The organism is Streptomyces sp. NBC_00019 (assembly GCF_045041015.1).
Classification (GTDB): Bacteria; Actinomycetota; Actinomycetes; order Streptomycetales; family Streptomycetaceae; genus Streptomyces.
This window is the reverse complement of record NZ_CP108302.1, coordinates 8,430,866-8,451,205: the sequence shown is the minus strand read 5'-3', so window position 1 is coordinate 8,451,205 and position 20,340 is coordinate 8,430,866. Positions and strand designations below refer to the sequence as shown.

Below are 20,340 nucleotides of genomic sequence, written 5' to 3'. Positions count from 1 at the left end.
CGGTGAGGGGCTCAACACCCCTCGAACACCGGGGACTTGTTTCTACTTCTCGACCTCGGCGGCGAGCTTGTCGAGCACCTCGTCGTAGATCCGGCCGAGCCCCTTGGGGGCGAAGGTCTTCTCGAAGAAGCCGCCGATGCCGCCGGCGCCGTTCCAGACGGTGCTCACGACGACGCGGGACTTGCCCTCGCCGGCCGGGGTGACCCGCCAGGTGGTGACCATGGAGGAGTTGCGGTCCTTCTCGACGAGCTCGCCGTCGGTGGGCTCGCTGACCTCGAGCAGGCAGTCACGGATCCGCTTGCTGGTGGCCTGGAGCTTCCAGTGGACGAGGGTGCCCTCGCCGTCGCCGCCCTCACGCACCTCGTACTCGCTGAAGTGCTGAGGCAGCACCTTCGCGCGCGTGCCGCTGTAGTCGGCGAGGGCGTCGAACACCTTCTCCGCGTCCGCCGCGACGACCCGCTCCGTAGTGGCCTCGACCTGCGCCATTTTTCCTCCAGCACCTGATTTATCGGGGGTTGGGGCAAGCCAACCACCCCGGTCCCCGCCCGCCCAAATCGGGGCCCCGCAATCCCTTCACATACGCATGCGCACGATCAAGGGAACATGTGTTCTATTCTGTGGGCAGTGCTACCGAGGAGGCGTCATGCGCTGGGAGAACCTCACAGCGGACTCCGGCCACAGCCGGGCCGACGACACCGCGCTGTTCGGCGCGGAAGCGGTCGTCACCCGCACCTTCGACACACCGGAGTTCAGCGGGATCACCTTCCACGAGATACGGGCCCGGTCGATCATCAACCGGGTACCCGCGGTCTCCCGGATGTCCTTCCAGTGGACGGTCAACCCGTATCGGGGCTGCTCGCACGCGTGCGTGTACTGCTTCGCGCGCAAGACGCACAGCTATCTGGACCTCGACACGGGCCTCGGCTTCGACTCGCAGATCGTCGTCAAGACCAACGCTGCCGAGCTGCTGCGCCGCCAGCTCGGCTCGCATCGCTGGCAGGGCGATCACATCGCGATGGGCACGAACGTCGACTGCTACCAGCGCGCCGAGGGCCGCTACCGCCTGATGCCGGGCATCATCGGCGCCCTGCGCGACCACGCGAACCCCTTCTCGATCCTGACCAAGGGCACCCTGATCCTGCGCGACCTCGACCTGCTCAAGCAGGCGCACGCGGTGACGGACGTCGGAATCTCCGTCTCGGTCGGCTTCATCGATCCGGAACTGTGGCGCACCGTGGAGCCGGGCACGCCCGCCCCTGAGCGCCGCCTCGAGGTCGTACGGACCCTGGCCGAGCACGGCATCGGATGCGGCGTCCTGATGGCGCCGGTGATCCCGTTCCTCAGCGACGCACCGGACCAGCTCCGGGCCACCGTGAGGGCGATCGCCGCCGCCGGGGCCACATCCGTGACCCCGCTGGTGCTGCATCTGCGGCCCGGGGCGCGGGAGTGGTTCATGGCCTGGCTGGGCCGTCACCATCCACACCTGGTGCGCCGCTACGAGCGGCTGTACGCGGACGGCTCCTACGCGCCGAAGTGGTACCAGCGCCGGATCACCCGTCAGGTCCACGAGTTGGCCCGGGAGTACGGCATCGGACCCGCGGACGCGCCCATGCCCCGACGGATGCCCGAGCCCGAGCCACCCACGCCCGATCTGCCCGAAGGAACCCAACTCACGCTGATCTGAGAGCATTCGAGGGCATCCGGCGACCCAGTAGGGTCAAGTCTTGCCAGAACGCGTTCTTCCGGACGCGCTTTCCGGGACGATGCGGCGTGGACCGTGACACTCGCGGTCCGAAACCCTCCGTCCTGGGAGGACTCCATGAGAAAACGCGCAGCCGTGCTGTGCGGCGTTTCCGTCGTCGTCGCCGGTTCGTTCACGGCCCTGCCCGCCGACGCGAGCACTCCGCGCACCGCGGACGCCACTCAGGCCGCGAAGCTCACCTGGAAGAGCTGCGGCACCACGAACTACCCGACGCTCCAGTGCGCGTCCCTCAAGGTCCCACTCGACCACCACGACCCGCACGGGCGGCAGATCACCCTCGCGCTGTCCCGTGTCCCGCACACCGCGAAGAAGTCCCAGGGCCCGCTGCTGGTCAACCCCGGCGGTCCCGGCGGCAGCGGTCTGACCCTCGCGGGATTCGTCGCCGGCTCGCTGCCCAAGGCGGTCGCGGCGCAGTACGACGTCATCGGCTTCGACCCGCGCGGTGTGGGCAAGAGCAAGCCGGCGCTCGACTGCAAGCCCGGTTACTTCAACCCGGTCCGCCCCGACTCGGTGCCGAGCACTCCGGCCATCGAGAAAGCCAACCTCCAGCGGGCCAAGTCCTTCGCGCAGGCCTGCGGCAAGAAGTACGCCGATGTGCTGCCGTACATCAACACGGTCCAGGCCGTACGGGACATGGACTCGATCCGTGCCGCCCTGGGCGCGAAGAAGATCAATTACTTCGGCTACTCCTACGGCACCTATCTCGGCGCGGTCTACGCCAAGCTCTTCCCCGACCGGGTGCGGCGCCTCGTCCTCGACTCGATCGTCGACCCCACCGGTGTCTGGTACGACGACAACCTCGCGCAGGACCACGCCTTCAACGACCGCCACCGCGCGTTCCTCGCCTGGGTCGCCAAGTACGACTCCACGTACAAGCTCGGCACCGATCCGGCGAAGATCGAGGCCAAGTGGTACGCGATGCGGGCGGCCCTCGCCAAGACACCGGCCGGCGGGAAGGTGGGCGCCTCCGAGCTGGAGGACACCTTCATCCCGGGCGGCTACTACAACGGTTACTGGCCGTATCTGGCGGAGGCGTTCTCGGCGTACGTGAACGACAAGAACGCCGACCCGCTGGTCGAGGCGTACGAGAACTTCGCCGCCGTCGACGCCTCCGGTGACAACGGCTACAGCATCTACACCTCGGTGCAGTGCCGTGACGCCGACTGGCCGCGCGACTGGAGCCAGTGGCGCAACGACAACTGGGCGGTGTACCAGAAGGCGCCGTTCATGACCTGGAACAACGCCTGGTACAACGCGCCGTGCGCGTTCTGGCCGACGAACTCGCTGCGGCCGGTGAACGTGGCCAACGCCCATCTGCCTCCGGCACTGCTGTTCCAGGCGACGGACGACGCGGCCACCCCGTACGAGGGCGGCGTGACGGTCCACCGTCTGCTGCGCGGCTCCAGCCTGGTGGTCGAGCAGGGCGGCGGCAACCACGGCATCACGCTGAGCGGGAACGCCTGCCTGGACAAGTACCTGGCGGCGTATCTGACCGACGGCACGGTGCCGCGCAGCGGCGGCGAGGTCGACGCGGTGTGCGACACGCTGCCCGACCCGAAGCCGCTGAGCTCGGCGTCGGCCTCCGCACGGGGCTCGACGCTGCACGGCATGCTCGGCTTCCGCGGCTGAGCACTCCGCCGAGCAGGGTCCCACGGCCCGTCGGGGGCGTTGTCAGTGTCATGGTCCACCATGGACGCATGAGTGAGCTGACCAGGATTCCCGCCCCCGACGGGCTCGCCCCCGCCGCCCAGTACTCCCATGTCGTGCTGGGCACCGGCACGTTCGTCGCGATCTCCGGCCAGCTCGCCCTGGACGCCGACGGCGAACTCGTCGGCGAGGGCGATCCCACCGCCCAGGCCCGCCAGGTCTTCGCGAACCTGCGCCGCTGCCTGGCCGCCGCGGGCGCGACCTTCGACGACGTCGTCAAACTCACCTACTTCGTCACGGACATGGCACACCTGCCCGCGCTCCGCACGGCCCGCGCCGAGCACATACCCGAGGACCGCCTGCCGGCCGCGTCCGCGGTCCAGGTGGCCGCGCTGGTCCGGCCCGAGTTCCTGATGGAGGTCGAGGCGTTCGCGGTGGTCGGTTCGTGAGCGGTCCGCGGGTACGCGAGATGACACTCGCGGACTGCGACCGTGTGGCCGAGATCCGTGTCCGGGGCTGGCAGAGCGCGTACCGGGGCCTCATGCCGCAGTCGTATCTGGACGCGCTGAGCGTGACCGAGGACGCCGAGCGCCGTCGCGAACGTTTTCGGCAGTCGGACGGCAGCGTGGTGAACCTCGTCGCGGAACAGGACGGGGAGCTCCTCGGCTGGGCGGCGCACGGCCCCTACCGGGAGGATGAAGTGCGCACCGCGGACGCCGAGTTGTACGCGCTCTACGTCGACCCCGGCCGGTACGGCGCGAGCATCGGCCACGCCCTCCTCCAGGAGTCGGTACGCCGTTGCACCGCCGCCGGGCACGACCGCATGTACCTCTGGGTCCTCAAGGGCAACACCCGCGCCCGCGCCTTCTACGAACGGGCGGGGTTCCGACCGGACGGCACCGAGGAGCCCTTCGAGGTGGACGGGGTCCCGGTGCCGGAGGTGCGGTACACGCGGAGCCTCTAAGGCCGCCCTGGGATCCGCGCCAGCGCATGCACCGCCGCCTCCGCCAGCGTCGGGTGGGCGAGCGCCTCGTTCAGTACGGGTCTGGCGCGGGCGTCGCCCAGGGACCCGAGGCCGTCGACGCAGGCGAGGGCCACCCGTCGGTAGGGGTCGTGCGGGCGCAGCCGGCGTTCCAGGGTGATGATGAGGGCCGGTACCGACTCGGGCGCGCGCAGTTCGGTCAGGAGCCTGACCGGGTGCAGGGCGTAGGCGACGCGCAGTTCGTTGGTGGCGAGGGCCGCGGCCGCGCGGGCGGTGCGCGGGTCGCCGAGGCGGGCCAGGGCGTACGCGGCGGAGGCGCAGCGCTGCGGTTCACGGTGGTTGAGCAGCAGGACGAGGGACTCGAAGGCACGGGCGTCCCCCGCGACCCCCAGCCGGAACGCGGCCAGCTCCCGCGCCCACAGCGGCTGTCCGGTCTCGATCAGCACTCCGGCCAGCTCGTCGAGGTCCTTCGTCTCCGCCAGCCGCCCGTACGCCGCCGACGCCCTCGACTCCTGCCGTAAGCGCTCCGTGAGCGATCGCAACTCTTCGTCCATGACACGCAGCCTAGGTGGGTCGCGAGCGCCTCGGGACGTACATCACAAACACGAGGACTAGCGCGCTCGTTACCCGCCGGTTAAGCTCAGACGAGCGAGTTACCCACTCGTGGAACTCCTTGCGGCGGCCTGGTGACGCAGCTGCCGTGAGAGCAGTCGGTTCGGTACCTCAGGTATCGCAGTACGACGTGGCCCCGGGACAGGGCCGGTCGGTTCCACCGTTCTCCGGGCGTGTGCACGCCTGTGACGACGGCACCGCACCACCGGGCGTGTGCGCTTGCAGCCCGGCAACACCCGCATCCTCCACGCACCCGGTGCGCCTTCAGGCGTACCGGGTCGCGCTCCCAGTCGTCACCTCATTCCTGGAGTCCCGCGATGGCCGCTCCCCTGTCCGACACCCCTCTGTCCCCGCTGCAGACCATTGCCGTCATCGGCCTCGGCACGATGGGCACCGGCATCGCCGAGGTCCTCGCCAAGGCCGGTCGCGAGGTCGTCGGCATCGACATCAGCGAGGCCGCGGCCGCCCAGGCCGTCACCGCCCTGGAGACCTCGACCGCCCGTGCCGTGGAGCGCGGCCGGCTGACCGAGCAGGAGCGCGCCGGCATCCTCGCCCGGGTCCGCACCTCCACCGACCTGCGCACCGCGGCCGACGCCGACCTGGTCATCGAGGTGGCGCCGGAGTCGTACGAGATCAAGCACCAGATCTTCCGTGAACTCGACGGGATCGTGCGCCCCGAGACGATCCTGGCGACCGGCACCAACGCCCTGTCCGTCACCCGGCTCGCCGCCGACTCGGCCCGTCCCGAACGCGTGCTCGGACTGCACTTCTTCAACCCGGCGCCGGCGATGAAGCTGGTCGAGGTCGTCTCCTCGGTGCTGACCGCGCCGGCCGCCGTCAGCGCCGTCACCGACCTCGCGCTCGCCCTCGGCAAGGAGCCCGTCGCGGTCGGCGACCGGCCCGGATTCGTCGCCGACGGGCTGCTGTTCGGCTACCTCAACCAGGCCGCCGCGATGTACGAGGCGAAGTACGCCTCCCGCGAGGACATCGACGCCGCGATGCGGCTCGGCTGCGGACTGCCCATGGGTCCGCTCGCCCTGCTCGACCTGATCGGCATCGACACCGCGCGCACCGTCCTTGAGGCCATGTACTCCGAGTCCCGGGACCGGCTGCACGCCCCCGCGCCGATCCTCAAGCAGCTCAGCGAGGCGGGTCTGACGGGCCGTAAGTCGGGACGCGGCTTCTACTCGTACGAGGCCCCGGGCAGCGCGACGGTCGTGGCGGACACCCTGACGCCGGCCACCGGGGATTCCGGGACCCCCGGCCGTCCGATCCGTTCCGTCGGTGTCGCGGGTTCCGGCACCATGGCGTCCGGCATCGCCGAGGTCTTCGCCAAGGCCGGCTACGAGGTCGTCCTCGCCGCCCGCAGCGAGGAGAAGGCCGAGATCGCCAAGGCCCGTATCGGCAAGTCCCTCTCGCGCTCCGTCGACAAGGGGCGGATGACCGCCGAGGCCGCCGCTCAGACCCTGGACCGGATCACGCCGGCGGGCTCCTACGACGCCTTCGCCGACGTCGATCTGGCCGTCGAGGCCGTCGCCGAGGACCTGGAGGTCAAGCAGCAGCTCTTCGCGGCGCTGGACAAGGTCTGCAAGCCGGGTGCGGTCCTGGCCACGACCACCTCGTCGCTGCCGGTCGTCGCCTGTGCCCGTGCCACCTCACGCCCCCAGGACGTGATCGGCATGCACTTCTTCAACCCGGCGCCGGCGATGAAGCTGGTCGAGGTCGTGCGCACGGTGCTCACCGCCGACGACGTCCACGCCACGGTCCGCGAGGTCTGCGTGAAGATCAGGAAGCACGCGGTCGACTGCGGCGACCGGGCCGGCTTCATCGTGAACGCACTGCTTTTCCCGTACCTCAACAACGCCATCAAGATGGTCCAGGAGCACTACGCGTCGCTCGACGACATCGACGCCGCGATGAAGCTGGGCGGCGGCTACCCGATGGGTCCCTTCGAGCTCCTGGACGTCGTCGGGCTCGATGTCTCGCTCGCCATCGAGAAGGTCCTGCACCGCGAGTTCCGGGACCCGGGCCTCGCTCCGGCCCCGCTCCTGGAGCACCTGGTGGCCGCGGGCTGCCTCGGCCGCAAGACCGGCCGAGGCTTCCGCGAATATGCCCGCCGCTGAGCCGTCCGGCGACTGGTTCAGAGACGCCGAGGACTGGGGCGGACTGCTCGACCCCCACGGAACCCCCCTGCCCGCACCGGGCGGGGGGCACCCGGGACATGAGCGCCAACCTGCGCACATGCAGTACGTTCGGGTCATGCCCCAGCCCGCCAAGTCCTCACGTACACCAGCTACGCCCGACGCGCCGGAAAGTGCCGCAGGCAGCCGCGCTGCCGCCCAGCGGCTCAAGATGCGCCGAGAACTGGCGGCCGCGGCGATGGAGCTGTTCTCGACCAAGGGGTACGAGGCGACCACCGTCGACGAGATCGCGGCGGCGGCCGGGGTCGCCCGCCGCACCTTCTTCCGCCACTTCCGCTCCAAGGAAGAGGCGATCTTCCCCGACCACGACGACACGTTGATCCGCGCCGAGGCCGTCCTCAACGCCGCTCCCCCGCACGAGCACCCGCTCGACACGGTGTGCAACGGCATCAAGGAAGTCATGCGGATGTACGCGGCCCGGCCGGAGATCTCGGTCGCCCGCTACAAGCTCACGCGCGAGGTGCCCACCCTGCGCGAGGCGGAGATCGCGTCGGTGGCCCGCTACGAGCGTCTGTTCACCCGCTACCTCCTCGGCCACTTCGACGAGCACGCGCACGACGACGACGCCAACGACGATCCGCTGCTGGCGGAGGTCGCCGCGTCCGCGGTCGTCACGGCCCACAACCACGTGCTGCGGCGCTGGCTCAGGGCCGGCGGACAGGGCGACGTGGAGTCGCAGCTGGACCACGCCTTCGCGATCGTGCGCAAGACGTTCGGATCCGGGATCGGGGCCGGGCGCACCACCACCCCGAAGCCGGCCGCCGCGACGGTCTCGACCCACGGCGAGGTCCTGGTCACGGTCGCCCGCACCGACGCCCCGCTCGACCAGGTCATGAGGACCATCGAGGAGGCGCTCAAGGAGCGCTGAGCACTACTGCATCGCTGTGATGACGGCCACCCCTCGGGGTGGCCGTTTTCGTGTGCCTCCACCCGATTTCCAGTGGATTCCAGGCCGCGTTCGATCGATCATCGCTCATTTGTTACGTAAAGATTTCACCTGAGAGCAGTTCCTGGCACTCAGTGCCTTGCGGCGTGACACGCGGTGTCATACGTTGATGTTGTCCGGGCGGCCGGCGTGCAGAGACCTTTCGTACGCCGGCTGTCCCAACAAGTCATCGGCTTGCCCGCCCGGACGCCTGCGTCACAGGCAACCTCCCGCGCCACAAAGCGCTGCCGAAGCACCACCTCGCCGAACCGACGGCACTTCAAAAAAACCCTCAGCAGCACCGACGTAACCCTCAGCGTCCCTCCCTCAGGACGCGTATCGCCGGAGGCAACACCGTGACCGTGAAGGACATCCTGGACGCGATCCAGTCGCCGGACTCGACTCCGGCCGACTTCGCCGCTCTGCCGCTCCCCGAGTCGTACCGCGCGATCACCGTGCACAAGGACGAGACGGAGATGTTCGCGGGTCTTCAGACGCGCGACAAGGACCCGCGCAAGTCGATCCACCTGGACGACGTCCCGGTGCCGGAGCTCGGCCCGGGCGAGGCCCTGGTCGCCGTGATGGCGTCGAGCGTCAACTACAACTCCGTGTGGACCTCGATCTTCGAGCCGCTGTCCACCTTCGGGTTCCTGGAGCGCTACGGCCGCACCAACGACCTGGCCAAGCGGCACGACCTGCCGTACCACATCATCGGCTCCGACCTCGCGGGCGTCGTCCTGCGCACCGGCCCCGGCGTGAACGCGTGGAAGCCCGGTGACGAGGTCGTCGCGCACTGTCTGTCGGTCGAGATGGAATCCTCCGACGGCCACAACGACACCATGCTCGACCCCGAGCAGCGCATCTGGGGCTTCGAGACCAACTTCGGCGGCCTCGCCGAGATCGCCCTGGTCAAGTCGAACCAGCTGATGCCCAAGCCGGACCACCTCAGCTGGGAGGAGGCCGCCGCACCGGGCCTGGTGAACTCCACCGCCTACCGCCAGCTGGTCTCCCGCAACGGCGCCGGCATGAAGCAGGGCGACAACGTCCTGATCTGGGGCGCCAGCGGCGGACTCGGCTCCTACGCCACCCAGTTCGCCCTGGCCGGCGGCGCCAACCCGATCTGTGTCGTCTCCAGCGACCAGAAGGCGGACATCTGCCGCTCGATGGGTGCCGAGGCGATCATCGACCGCAACGCCGAGGGCTACAAGTTCTGGAAGGACGAGCAGACCCAGGACCCGAAGGAGTGGAAGCGCTTCGGCAAGCGCATCCGCGAGCTGACCGGCGGCGAGGACATCGACATCGTCTTCGAGCACCCGGGCCGCGAGACCTTCGGCGCGAGCGTCTTCGTCACCCGCAAGGGCGGCACCATCACCACCTGCGCCTCGACCTCGGGCTACATGCACGAGTACGACAACCGCTACCTGTGGATGTCGCTGAAGCGGATCATCGGCTCGCACTTCGCCAACTACCGCGAGGCCTGGGAGGCCAACCGGCTCATCGCGAAGGGCAAGATCCACCCGACCCTCTCCAGGGTGTACTCCCTCGAGGAGACCGGCCAGGCCGCCTACGACGTGCACCGCAACCTCCACCAGGGCAAGGTCGGCGTGCTGTGCCTGTCGCCCGAGGAGGGTCTGGGCGTGCGCGACGAGGAGATGCGCGCCAAGCACCTCGACGCCATCAACCGCTTCCGCAACATCTGAGACACCCGGGGTCATAGATGACTGAGCGTCAGCCCGCCGAAGGCAAGCGGGAGAAGGACCGGCCGTGGCTCATGCGCACGTACGCCGGCCACTCCACGGCCGAGGCGTCCAACGAGTTGTACCGGCGCAACCTCGCCAAGGGCCAGACCGGCCTGTCGGTGGCATTCGACCTGCCGACGCAGACCGGCTACGACTCCGACCACATCCTCGCCCGCGGCGAGGTCGGCCGGGTCGGCGTTCCGATCGCGCACCTCGGTGACATGCGACGGCTGTTCCAGGACATCCCCCTGGAGCAGATGAACACCTCGATGACGATCAACGCCACCGCCATGTGGCTGCTGGCGCTCTACCAGGTCGTCGCCGAGGAGCAGGGTGCGGACATCACCAAGCTCCAGGGCACGACCCAGAACGACATCGTCAAGGAGTACCTGTCCCGGGGCACCCACGTGTTCCCGCCGGTGCCCTCGCTCCGCCTGACGACGGACATGATCTGCTACACGGTCAACCACATCCCCAAGTGGAACCCGATCAACATCTGCAGCTACCACCTCCAGGAGGCGGGAGCCACCCCCGTCCAGGAGATCGCGTACGCGATGTCGACGGCGATCGCGGTCCTGGACGCCGTCCGGGACTCCGGTCAGGTGCCGGCCGAGAAGTTCGGTGACGTGGTCGCCCGTATCTCCTTCTTCGTGAACGCGGGCGTCCGCTTCATCGAGGAGATGTGCAAGATGCGCGCCTTCGGCCGCATCTGGGACAAGGTCACCCGTGAGCGCTACGGCATCGAGAACGCCAAGCAGCGCCGCTTCCGCTACGGCGTCCAGGTCAACTCCCTCGGTCTGACCGAGGCGCAGCCGGAGAACAACGTCCAGCGGATCGTGCTGGAGATGCTGGCCGTGACCCTCTCCAAGGACGCACGCGCGCGTGCCGTACAGCTGCCCGCCTGGAACGAGGCCCTCGGTCTCCCCCGGCCGTGGGACCAGCAGTGGTCGCTGCGCATCCAGCAGGTCCTCGCCCATGAGAGCGACCTGCTGGAGTACGAGGACATCTTCGAGGGCTCGCATGTCATCGAGGCGAAGGTCGAGAAGCTCGTCGAGGCGTCCCTCGCGGAGATCGACCGGATCCAGGAGATGGGCGGCGCGATGGCCGCCGTCGAGTCCGGCTACCTCAAGTCGCAGCTCGTCTCCTCGCACGCCGAGCGCCGGGCGCGGATCGAGTCCGGCCAGGAGAAGATCATCGGCGTCAACATCTTCGAGACGACCGAGCCCAACCCGCTCACGGCCGACCTGGACACCGCGATCCAGACGGTCGACCCGGCGGTCGAGGCCCGCGTGATCGCCGGCCTGCAGCACTGGCGCGACACCCGCTACCAGCCGCCCTTCAACCACCCGCGCCCGTGCAAGGCGCTGGAGAAGCTGAAGGAGGCCGCCAAGGGTACCGGCAACCTCATGGAGGCCACCCTGGAGTGCGCCCGCGCCGGAGTCACGACCGGCGAGTGGTCCGGGGCGCTGCGCGAGGTGTTCGGTGAGTTCCGCGCGCCGACCGGGGTCTCGTCGGCGCCGGTCGCGCTGCCGGCGGAGGAGGGCTCTGCCATGGCGGACGTGCGCCGCAAGGTCGACCTGACGGCCAAGGACATGGGCGTCGGCAAGCTCCGCTTCCTCGTCGGCAAGCCGGGCCTGGACGGGCACTCCAACGGTGCCGAGCAGATCGCCGTGCGGGCCCGTGACGCCGGGTTCGAGGTGGTCTACCAGGGCATCCGTCTGACGCCGGAGCAGATCGTGGACGCGGCCCTCGCCGAGGACGTGCACGCGGTCGGCCTGTCCATCCTGTCCGGCTCGCACGCCCAGCTGGTGCCGGACGTGCTGGAGCGGCTCCATGTGGCCGGTGCCACAGATATACCGGTGATCGCCGGTGGCATCATCCCGAATGGGGACGCCGAACAGCTCAGGGCAGCCGGAGTGGCCGCGGTGTTCACCCCGAAGGACTTCGACATCACCGGGATCATCGGCCGCATCGTCGACGAGATCCGCAAAGCGAACAAGCTCGACCCCCTGGAGGTCCCCGCATGACCGTCAACCGTCTGCGTCCCCGCCGCTCGTGTCTCGCGGTGCCGGGAAGCAACCCCCGCTTCCTGGAGAAGGCGCAGGGCCTCCCGGCGGACCAGGTCTTCCTCGACCTGGAGGACGCGTGCGCCCCGCTCGCCAAGCCCGAGGCGCGGCACACCATCGTCAAGTTCCTCAACGAGGGTGACTGGACCGGCAAGACGCGCGTGGTCCGTGTCAACGACTGGACGACCGAGTGGACGTACCGCGACGTCGTGACCGTCGTCGAGGGTGCGGGGCAGAACCTCGACTGCATCATGCTGCCGAAGGTGCAGACCGCCCAGCAGGTCGTCGCCCTCGACCTGCTGCTGACGCAGATCGAGAAGACGATGGGCTTCGAGGTCGGCAAGATCGGCATCGAGGCGCAGATCGAGAACGCCCAGGGTCTGAACAACGTCAACGAGATCGCGACGGCCTCCCAGCGCGTCGAGACGATCATCTTCGGCCCGGCCGACTTCATGGCGTCGATCAACATGAAGTCGCTGGTCGTGGGCGAGCAGCCGCCCGGCTACCCGGCGGACGCCTACCACTACATCCTGATGAAGATCCTGATGGCGGCCCGCGCCAACAACCTCCAGGCGATCGACGGCCCCTACCTGCAGATCCGCAACGTCGACGGCTACCGCGAGGTCGCCCAGCGAGCCGCGGCCCTCGGTTTCGACGGCAAGTGGGTGTTGCACCCGGGCCAGGTCGAGGCGTCCAACGAGATCTTCTCGCCCTCCCAGGAGGACTTCGACCACGCCGAGCTGATCCTGGACGCGTACGACTACTACACGTCCGAGGCGGGCGGCAAGAAGGGCTCCGCGATGATCGGCGACGAGATGATCGACGAGGCCAGCCGCAAGATGGCCCTGGTCATCTCCGGCAAGGGACGCGCCGCCGGCATGCAGCGCACCAGCAAGTTCGAGATTCCGGAGGCCTGAGGCCATGCAGTTCGGGCGCACCTACGAGGAGTTCGAGGTCGGGGCGACGTACAAGCACTGGCCGGGAAAGACGGTCACGGAGTACGACGACCACCTCTTCTGTCTCCTCACCATGAACCACCACCCGCTCCACATGGACACCAACTACGCCGAGAAGACGACGGACTTCGGCAAGAACGTCGTGGTCGGGAACTACATCTACTCCCTGCTGCTCGGCATGTCCGTCCCGGACGTCTCCGGCAAGGCGATCGCCAACCTGGAGATCGAGTCGCTGAAGCACGTGGCGCCGACCTTCCACGGCGACACGATCTACGGCGAGACGGCCGTGCTCGACAAGTGGCCGTCGAAGTCGAAGAACGACCGCGGCATCGTCTACGTCGAGACCAAGGGCTACAAGCAGGACGGCACGCTGGTCTGCGTGTTCCGCCGCAAGGTCATGGTGCCGACCGAGACCTACATCAAGGAGCGCGGCGGCGAGCAGCCCGGCCGCCCGGAGCTCAAGCAGCAGGAGAAGTAAGCCATGGCCCGTCTCGCCCAGACCGCCGGTCTGACCGACATCCAGCAGGAAATCCTCTCCACCGTCCGCGACTTCGTGGACAAGGAGATCATCCCGGTCGCCACCGAGCTGGAGCACCGCGACGAGTACCCGCAGCAGATCGTCGACGGCCTCAAGGAGTTGGGCCTGTTCGGTCTGATGATCCCGGAGGAGTACGGCGGTCTGGGCGAGTCGCTCCTGACGTACGCGCTGTGCGTCGAGGAGATCGCCCGCGGCTGGATGTCGGTGTCCGGCATCATCAACACCCACTTCATCGTGGCGTACATGCTCAAGCAGCACGGCACGCAGGAGCAGAAGGACCACTTCCTGCCGCGCATGGCGGCCGGCGACATCCGCGGCGCGTTCTCGATGTCGGAGCCGGGTCTGGGCTCGGACGTGTCGGCGATCACGTCGAAGGCGGTGAAGGACGGCGAGGAGTACGTCCTGAACGGCCAGAAAATGTGGCTGACGAACGGTGGCACGTCAAGTCTGGTCGCCGTTCTCGTCCGAAGTGACGAAGGACACCCTGAGGGCACCGCGCCCCACAAGTCGATGACGACCTTCCTCGTCGAGAAGGAGCCCGGCTTCGGAGAGGTCCGCCCCGGCCTCACCATCCCCGGGAAGATCGACAAGATGGGCTACAAGGGTGTCGACACCACCGAGCTGATCATGGATGGCCTGCGCATTCCGGCCGATCGTGTGCTCGGCGGGGTCACCGGCCGAGGTTTTTACCAAATGATGGACGGCGTCGAAGTCGGCCGCGTCAACGTGGCGGCGCGTGGTTGCGGCGTCGCTCAGCGTGCTTTCGAACTGGGCGTCTCGTATGCCCAGCAGCGTCACACTTTCGGCAAGCCGATCGCCCAGCACCAGGCGATCCAGTTCAAGCTCGCCGAGATGGCTACCAAGGTCGAGGCCGCGCATGCGATGATGGTCAACGCGGCACGCAAAAAGGACTCCGGGGAGCGAAACGACCTTGAGGCTGGGATGGCGAAGTACCTCGCCTCCGAGTACTGCAAGGAGGTCGTGGAAGACGCCTTCCGGATCCACGGCGGCTACGGCTTCTCCAAGGAGTACGAGATCGAGCGCCTCTACCGTGAGGCTCCGATGCTGCTGATCGGTGAAGGTACCGCCGAGATCCAGAAAATGATCATCGGTCGCAGGCTGCTCGAAGAGTATCGATTCCAGGGCTGATTGTCCGGATACGGGGTGTTTTCTTGGAGAAGAAGATCACACCCCGTCAACACTCTTCAGCCGCCGACTCGGCTTCCTGGCTTGCCCAGTTGTGGCCCACGACCGGTACGATCCCGGGAAAGCCGCCGTCCCCCGTTACAGCGCGGCGCCATCCGCTACGAAGGTCATCCATGCCCCACAGCCAAACCTCTGCACCACGCGACAGCCAGGCCGGCGGCGTACGCCTCGCGCGCGGAGCATCGCCGTGGCTTCTCCCGACCGTCGCCACCGCAGCCCTCAGCCTGGTGCGCGCGCGCAAGTCCGGCGCCGCCAAGGCCGTCGCCGTGCCCGCCACCGCGCTCGCGGCGGGCATGCTGTGGTTCTTCCGCGACCCCGAGCGCGAGATCACCCAGGGCCGGGTCATCTCGCCCGCCGACGGTGTGGTGCAGAGCATCATGCCGTGGAAGGACGGGCGCACCCGCGTCGCGATCTTCATGAGCCCGCTCAACGTCCACGTCAACCGCGCGCCTCTCTCCGGCACGGTGACGTCGGTCGAGCACATCCCGGGCGGGTTCGTTCCGGCGTTCAACAAGGAGAGCGAGAACAACGAGCGCGTAGTCTGGCACTTCGACACCGAACTCGGTGACATCGAGATGATCCAGATCGCCGGCGCGGTGGCCCGCCGCATCGTTCCCTACGTTCCGCAGGGCACGAAGGTCGAGCAGGGCGACCGCATCGGTCTGATCCGCTTCGGCTCGCGCGTCGACATCTACCTGCCGGAGGGCGTGGACGTCGCGGTGGAGGTCGGTCAGAAGACCGTGGCTGGGGTGACTCGCATTGACCGTGATTGATCCTGAGACACAGGCGGGCTGGGTGCCCGAGGCCGAAGAGGACGAGGAGGAGATGCCTCTTTCTCTCCGCCTCTCAATAGCGGACACCCTCACGCTCGGCAACGCCACGTGCGGCTTCATGGCGGTGTACTTCACCACCACCGGCATCCTGATCCCGCACCTCACGGACAGCCAGGAGTCCGGCATGGCCCGCAACAGCGCGGCCACCGCTGTCATCCTGATGCTCTGTGCGGCGGTGTTCGACCTGTTCGACGGCCTGGTGGCGCGCAAGCTGCGCTCCTCGCCGATGGGCGCGGAGCTGGACAACCTCTCCGACCTGGTCAGCTTCGGCCTGGCACCGGCGTACTTCGTCCTCGTCTACGGCATGGTCGCCGCCGACGCCTCCCAGCGGGTGGCGGCGGTGGGGGCGATCGTGGTGCTCCTGGCGGTGGTGCTCAGACTTGCGCGGTTCTCCTGTGTGACGGTGAAGGACGGCACCTTCCAGGGCATGCCATCACCGTTCGGGGCACTGACCGTGGTCTCGATCGTGCTCCTCGAGCTGCCCTTCGAGGCGACGCTGATGGCGATCCTGGGGACGGCGTGGCTGATGGTGAGCCGGGTGGAGTACCCCAAGCCGCGGGGCATCCTCGCGGTGGCGATGCTCGGCTGGATCGTGTCGGCCATGGGCCTGCTGGCGGCCTGGGCGTTCGACGCGCCGGGCGGACAGCTGCTCCTTCAGACAGGCTGTGCCCTCCAGCTGGTCATGGGCGCGGTGATCCCGCTGTTCGCCACGGCCCGCCGGGTGCACAACTTCCGTGACAACCGGCGTGAGGCACGAGCGACACAGCTGCCGTAGGCACCTGGTGGAAGACCTTCGAGAGGGCCCGAACCGATATCCGGTTCGGGCCCTCTTCGCTGTGCCGGCTCAGGCTCCCGGTGTGTACGCCTCCGCGACCTCGGACGCCTCCGCCTCCCGTACGACCTTCATGCCGCCCGTCACGCTCTTGTCCGGCTGCAGGATCACGCTCTGCCGGGAGGACGGGGACTTGGGGTCGGTGAAGTTCTGGGTGGGGCCGAAGCCGAGGTCGAAGGAGTCGATGGCCAGCAGGGCCTTGTCGACGCCCTCCCTGGTGAGGTCCTTGCTCTCACAGGCCTTCTTCAGGGCCTCGCCGAAGGCCGACACCGCGGTCCAGCCGGCGACGATGCCGTTGTCGAGGGCGTCCTTCGGATAGGCCGCCTGATAGTCGGCGACGAGCTTCTTCGCCTCCGGGGTGTCCGCGCCGATCGGGAGCGAGGGCGAGGCCACGAAGTAGTTCTTCATCAGGGCCGGCCCCGCCTGGGTGGCCAGGAGCTGGGGTGCGAAGGCGGAGTTGTTGCCGATGATCGGCACGTCGAAGCCGCCGGCCGCCGCGACGCCGACGAGCGAGGCCGCCTGGCGCGGGCCCGCGCTGATGACGATCGCCTTGACGCCGGCCTGCTTGAGAGCGGCGACCTGGGCGGTCATGTCGTTGTCGGTGGGCTTGATCTTCTGTTCGACGACGGTCAGCCCCTTTTCCTGCGCGATGTGCTTGGAGCCGACCAGGGCGCTCTCGCCGTAGTCGCCCTCGAAGTACACGTGGCCGATCTTGTCGCCCTTCTTGACGCCCTTCTCCTGGAGCAGGAAGTCGACGGCGTTGATCGTCTCGATGTCGTAGGTGGAGCCGATGACCCGGATGTACGGGCTGCCGAGCAGCGCCGACGACCACGCCTGCGGCAGCACGAGCCCCTTGTCCTGGCCGTCGATGCGCTGCTTGACCGCGGCGACGAACGGGGAGCCGATGAACTGCGCGAAGCCCAGCACCTTCGGCTCCAGCTCGGTGTAGCCGGAGACGGCCTTCTGCGGGTCGTAGCCGTGATCGCGGACCGTCAGCTGGACCTTGAAGCCGCAGACACCGCCGTCGGCGTTCAGCTGCTTCACATACAGCTGCTGGGCCTGGGTGACGCTCTTGCCGAGGGTGGCGTAGACGCCGGTCATGTCGGTGAGGGCACCGAGTGCGATCGTCTTGCCGGAGATACCGTCGCCGGTCTTCACCCCGCCCGCCGACTGTTTGTCACCGTCGTCGTCCTTGGCCTTGGAGCTGCATCCCGCCAGTACGAGCAGTGCGGCGAGCGCGCCCGCGGCGGCCCTGGCCGCGTACGTCCTGTTCATCGTTCCTCCCCTGGATGAGTTGTGACGCGACGCCGGGCGGCCACCCTGACCAGGCCGCCGGGCAGGAACAGCACCACCAGCACGACGGCGGCGCCGTAGAGGTACCGGGATGCCTCGCCCGGTGCGATCCCGCCCGTGCCGGGGGCGGAGACCAGGGGCAGCGCATCGCTGTAGCGGGTCAGCAGCTGCGGGAGCAGGGAGACGAAGACGGCCCCCGCGACCGCGCCGGAGACCGAGCCGAGCCCGCCGATGACGATCATGGCGAGGTATTCGAGGGACAGCGTGATGCCGAAGTAGTCGGGCACGGTCCGCTGGAAGACCAGGGCGAGGAGCACGCCCGCCAGACCGGCGTACATCGACGACAGCACGAAGACGGCGGCCCGGTGCCGGGCCACGGGTACGCCGATCACTCCGGCGGCGATGCGATGGTCGCGGATGGCGTTCATCGCCCGGCCCGGACGGCCGCGCAGGACGCCGCGGGCGAACAGCGCACCGGCCAGGAGGACTGCCAGACCGGCGTACCAGAGTTTCTCCGCCGACCCGAACGGCACGGCGGCCACCAGGAGTTCGCGGTCGTCGAAGGTGAGGCCGAAGAGGTTCAGCGGCGGTACGTCACGACCGTTCGCCCCGCCGGTCAGATCGTGGGCGTTGAACATCACGTGCTGCCCGATGAAGACGAGCGCGAGCGTGGCGATACCGAGGTAGGCGCCGCTGAGCCGCCCGGAGATGGGACTGAACAGCCCGCCCGCCACCCCCGCGACCACCACCGCGAGCACGGCCGCCAGCCACGTCGGCAGGCCGAGCCCGGTCAGGCCGTCCCCGCCGTCCGCCGCGAACACGCAGTAGCCGTAGGCGCCGACGGCGAGGAAGAAGGCGTGGCCCATGGAGAGCTGCCCGGTGGCGCCGGTGAGGAGGTTGATGCCGATCGCACCGATGGCCGCGGCCATGGCGAAGAGCCCGGCCTGGAGCCAGAAGCGGTCGAGGTAGAAGGGCAGGGCGAGGAGGAGGACCGCCGCGGCGGCCCGGACGTAGGAGCGAGGGCTCGTGAGCCGGGCGGAGCGGCGGCGGGTGCCGGGCGGTGCCTCGCGGGCCTCGTCGCGGCCGAGAACCTCAGACACGGGCCAGCTCCTTCGTCCCGAACAGCCCGGCCGGGCGGATGAGCAGGATCGCGACCATCACGAGGTAGGGCGCCAGGTCTCCGAGCCCACGCCCCAGGAACGTCAGGTCGCTCTGGTAGCCGGTCGCCAGCGACTCCGTGATGCCGACCAGCAGTCCGCCCACCAGTGCGCCCGTCGTGGAGTCCAGCCCGCCGAGGATCGCGGCCGGGAAGGCCTTGAGCGCGGCCAGCGAGGTGGCCCGTTCCAGCCCCGGCGTCGGGAAGACGGTGAGGAACAGCGCGGCCACCGCGGCAAGTCCCCCCGCCACCGCCCACGCCCCCAGCGACACCCGCCCCAGCCGTACGCCCATCAGGGCCGCCGTCTCCGCGCTCTCCGCGGCCGCCCGCATCGCCACGCCCCACGAGGTGTACCGGAAGACCAGCAGGAACGTGGTGATGAGCAGTGCCGCCGCCACGAACGCGGCGATCCGGGTGTGGGCGAGGGAGATCGGCCCGAGCTTGAGCACGGCGTCGCCCCACGGGTCGCCGAGCGGCAGCACGTCGGTGCCCATACGGCGGGTCAGTTCGGTGGTGAGCAGGATGTCGACCCCGATGGTGACGATGGCGAGGACGCTGTGGTCGGAGCCCCGGTAGCGCCGCATCACCAGGAACTCCACCGCCGCGCCGACCACGGCCGCGCCCGCGATCCCGACGAGCAACGCGGGCCAGAAGCCGATGTCGTCGTGGAGGGTCGCGGTGACATAGCCGCCCGCGAGCAGCAGCGAGGCGTGGGCGAAGTTGACGACCTCGGTGGCCCGGAAGATCACCACGAAGCCGAGCGCGATGAGCGCGTACACGGAGCCCAACGAGACGCCGTTGAGGAGGATCTCGGCGAAGGTGCTCATGACGCGTCCCCCAGGTACGCCCGTACGACGGCCGGATCGTTCTGTACGTCGGCGGGGGCGCCGTCGGCGATCCGGCGCCCGAAGTCGAGTACGGTCACGGCGTCCGCGAGCCGCATCACCACCCCCATGTCGTGTTCCACCAGCACGATCGAGATGCCGAGCCCGTCGCGGACTCCGGCGATCACGGCGGCTGTCCGGCGCCGCTCAGCGGCGGTCATCCCGGCGACGGGCTCGTCGAGCAGCAGCAGGCGCGGCTCCATGCAGAGCGCGCGGGCGAGTTCGGCGAGTTTCTGCTGCCCGTACGGCAGGGAGCCCGCCGGGCGGTCCAGACAGTCCGCGATGCCGACGAACTCGGCGATCTCGCGGACGCGTTCACGGTGCATCCGTTCCTCTCGGGCGGCTGAGGGCAGCCGGAGTCCCGCCGCCAGGAAGCCGGTTCGGGTCAGCCGGTGTCTGCCGAGGAGCAGGCTGTCCTCGACCGAGGCGAGCGGCGGCAGGGCGAGGTTCTGGAAGATGCGGGCGACGCCGAGGCCGGCGATGCGGTGCGCGGGCATGCCGGTGAGCTCGTGGTCGCCGAAGCGGACGCTGCCCGCGGTGGCCCGGTAGACGCCGGACAGGACGTTGAAGCAGGTGGACTTTCCGGCGCCGTTGGGGCCGATGAGGGCGTGCACGGTGCCGGGGCGGACGGTGAAGCTCACCCCGTCGAGGGCGGTGAGCCCGGCGAACCGGACGGTGAGGTCGCGCACTTCGAGCGCGTCCACGGCG

The 20,340-nt window shown here is 69.0% G+C and carries 19 protein-coding genes; 13 read left to right on the top strand and 6 right to left on the bottom strand.

Annotation, left to right across the window (positions count from 1 at the left end; genetic code table 11):
- Nucleotides 1-42: 42 nt before the first annotated feature.
- Entirely contained in the window at nucleotides 43-486 is a 444-nt protein-coding gene (locus tag OHU89_RS39140; protein ID WP_046257957.1) for an SRPBCC family protein, read from the bottom strand.
- Between the two features lie 157 nt (nucleotides 487-643).
- On the opposite strand from OHU89_RS39140, the gene OHU89_RS39135 reads away from it, so the two are divergent.
- The 4 genes from OHU89_RS39135 (at nucleotide 644) to OHU89_RS39120 (ending at nucleotide 4,373) form a co-directional block, all read left to right on the top strand.
- Complete coding sequence (locus tag OHU89_RS39135) at nucleotides 644-1,684, top strand: Rv2578c family radical SAM protein (protein ID WP_405649704.1); 1,041 nt, start codon at nucleotides 644-646, stop codon at nucleotides 1,682-1,684.
- Nucleotides 1,685-1,819: 135 nt separating this feature from the next.
- The gene (locus OHU89_RS39130) at nucleotides 1,820-3,391 is read left to right on the top strand and encodes an alpha/beta hydrolase (RefSeq protein ID WP_405649702.1); all 1,572 of its coding nucleotides are present in this window, start codon (nucleotides 1,820-1,822) and stop codon (nucleotides 3,389-3,391) included.
- 68 nt (nucleotides 3,392-3,459) lie between these two features.
- Nucleotides 3,460-3,858: a RidA family protein gene (locus OHU89_RS39125; protein ID WP_405649700.1), complete on the top strand. Its 399-nt coding sequence runs from the start codon at nucleotides 3,460-3,462 to the stop codon at nucleotides 3,856-3,858.
- The gene (locus OHU89_RS39120; protein WP_405649698.1) at nucleotides 3,855-4,373 is read left to right on the top strand and encodes a GNAT family N-acetyltransferase; all 519 of its coding nucleotides are present in this window, start codon (nucleotides 3,855-3,857) and stop codon (nucleotides 4,371-4,373) included. The genes OHU89_RS39125 and OHU89_RS39120 overlap by 4 nt, the downstream gene beginning before the upstream one ends.
- Here OHU89_RS39120 and OHU89_RS39115 read toward each other — a convergent pair.
- The gene (locus tag OHU89_RS39115) at nucleotides 4,370-4,945 is read right to left on the bottom strand and encodes an adenylosuccinate lyase (protein WP_405649696.1); all 576 of its coding nucleotides are present in this window, start codon (nucleotides 4,943-4,945) and stop codon (nucleotides 4,370-4,372) included. The genes OHU89_RS39120 and OHU89_RS39115 overlap by 4 nt on opposite strands.
- 375 nt (nucleotides 4,946-5,320) lie before the next feature.
- Here OHU89_RS39115 and OHU89_RS39110 point away from each other — a divergent pair, with 375 nt between their 5' ends.
- From OHU89_RS39110 to pssA, 9 genes are all read left to right on the top strand, one after another.
- Nucleotides 5,321-7,126, top strand: a complete 1,806-nt coding sequence (locus OHU89_RS39110; RefSeq protein ID WP_405649694.1) for a 3-hydroxyacyl-CoA dehydrogenase family protein — start codon at nucleotides 5,321-5,323, stop codon at nucleotides 7,124-7,126.
- A gap of 136 nt (nucleotides 7,127-7,262) precedes the next feature.
- Nucleotides 7,263-8,072: a TetR family transcriptional regulator gene (locus tag OHU89_RS39105; protein ID WP_266886117.1), complete on the top strand. Its 810-nt coding sequence runs from the start codon at nucleotides 7,263-7,265 to the stop codon at nucleotides 8,070-8,072.
- Nucleotides 8,073-8,491: 419 nt separating this feature from the next.
- Nucleotides 8,492-9,829, top strand: a complete 1,338-nt coding sequence (gene ccrA / locus OHU89_RS39100; protein ID WP_384160345.1) for a crotonyl-CoA carboxylase/reductase — start codon at nucleotides 8,492-8,494, stop codon at nucleotides 9,827-9,829.
- Nucleotides 9,830-9,846: 17 nt separating this feature from the next.
- Complete coding sequence (locus OHU89_RS39095; protein ID WP_405649692.1) at nucleotides 9,847-11,895, top strand: protein meaA; 2,049 nt, start codon at nucleotides 9,847-9,849, stop codon at nucleotides 11,893-11,895.
- Complete coding sequence (locus OHU89_RS39090) at nucleotides 11,892-12,851, top strand: CoA ester lyase (RefSeq protein ID WP_266886119.1); 960 nt, start codon at nucleotides 11,892-11,894, stop codon at nucleotides 12,849-12,851. Before OHU89_RS39095 ends, OHU89_RS39090 begins: the two co-directional genes overlap by 4 nt.
- Before the next feature lie 4 nt (nucleotides 12,852-12,855).
- Nucleotides 12,856-13,368 carry a MaoC family dehydratase gene (locus tag OHU89_RS39085; protein WP_405649689.1) on the top strand — a complete coding sequence of 171 codons (513 nt, stop codon included), beginning with the start codon at nucleotides 12,856-12,858 and terminating at the stop codon, nucleotides 13,366-13,368.
- 3 nt (nucleotides 13,369-13,371) lie between these two features.
- Nucleotides 13,372-14,577 carry an acyl-CoA dehydrogenase family protein gene (locus tag OHU89_RS39080; RefSeq protein WP_266886121.1) on the top strand — a complete coding sequence of 402 codons (1,206 nt, stop codon included), beginning with the start codon at nucleotides 13,372-13,374 and terminating at the stop codon, nucleotides 14,575-14,577.
- Between the two features lie 170 nt (nucleotides 14,578-14,747).
- Entirely contained in the window at nucleotides 14,748-15,407 is a 660-nt protein-coding gene (locus OHU89_RS39075) for a phosphatidylserine decarboxylase (protein WP_266899218.1), read from the top strand.
- Nucleotides 15,394-16,242: a CDP-diacylglycerol--serine O-phosphatidyltransferase gene (pssA, locus tag OHU89_RS39070; RefSeq protein WP_405649687.1), complete on the top strand. Its 849-nt coding sequence runs from the start codon at nucleotides 15,394-15,396 to the stop codon at nucleotides 16,240-16,242. The genes OHU89_RS39075 and pssA overlap by 14 nt, the downstream gene beginning before the upstream one ends.
- A 69-nt stretch (nucleotides 16,243-16,311) precedes the next feature.
- Here pssA and OHU89_RS39065 read toward each other — a convergent pair whose 3' ends face one another.
- Genes OHU89_RS39065 through OHU89_RS39050 form a run of 4 tightly spaced genes read right to left on the bottom strand, consistent with a single transcriptional unit; the run spans nucleotide 16,312 to nucleotide 20,336 of the window.
- Nucleotides 16,312-17,574, bottom strand: coding sequence for an ABC transporter substrate-binding protein (locus OHU89_RS39065; RefSeq protein WP_405649685.1), 1,263 nt, complete (start codon nucleotides 17,572-17,574; stop codon nucleotides 16,312-16,314).
- Complete coding sequence (locus tag OHU89_RS39060; RefSeq protein ID WP_405649683.1) at nucleotides 17,571-18,692, bottom strand: branched-chain amino acid ABC transporter permease; 1,122 nt, start codon at nucleotides 18,690-18,692, stop codon at nucleotides 17,571-17,573. The genes OHU89_RS39065 and OHU89_RS39060 overlap by 4 nt, the downstream gene beginning before the upstream one ends.
- Complete coding sequence (locus tag OHU89_RS39055) at nucleotides 18,685-19,575, bottom strand: branched-chain amino acid ABC transporter permease (RefSeq protein WP_266886124.1); 891 nt, start codon at nucleotides 19,573-19,575, stop codon at nucleotides 18,685-18,687. The genes OHU89_RS39060 and OHU89_RS39055 overlap by 8 nt, the downstream gene beginning before the upstream one ends.
- Nucleotides 19,572-20,336 carry an ABC transporter ATP-binding protein gene (locus OHU89_RS39050; RefSeq protein ID WP_405654841.1) on the bottom strand — a complete coding sequence of 255 codons (765 nt, stop codon included), beginning with the start codon at nucleotides 20,334-20,336 and terminating at the stop codon, nucleotides 19,572-19,574. The genes OHU89_RS39055 and OHU89_RS39050 overlap by 4 nt, the downstream gene beginning before the upstream one ends.
- Nucleotides 20,337-20,340: the final 4 nt, after the last annotated feature.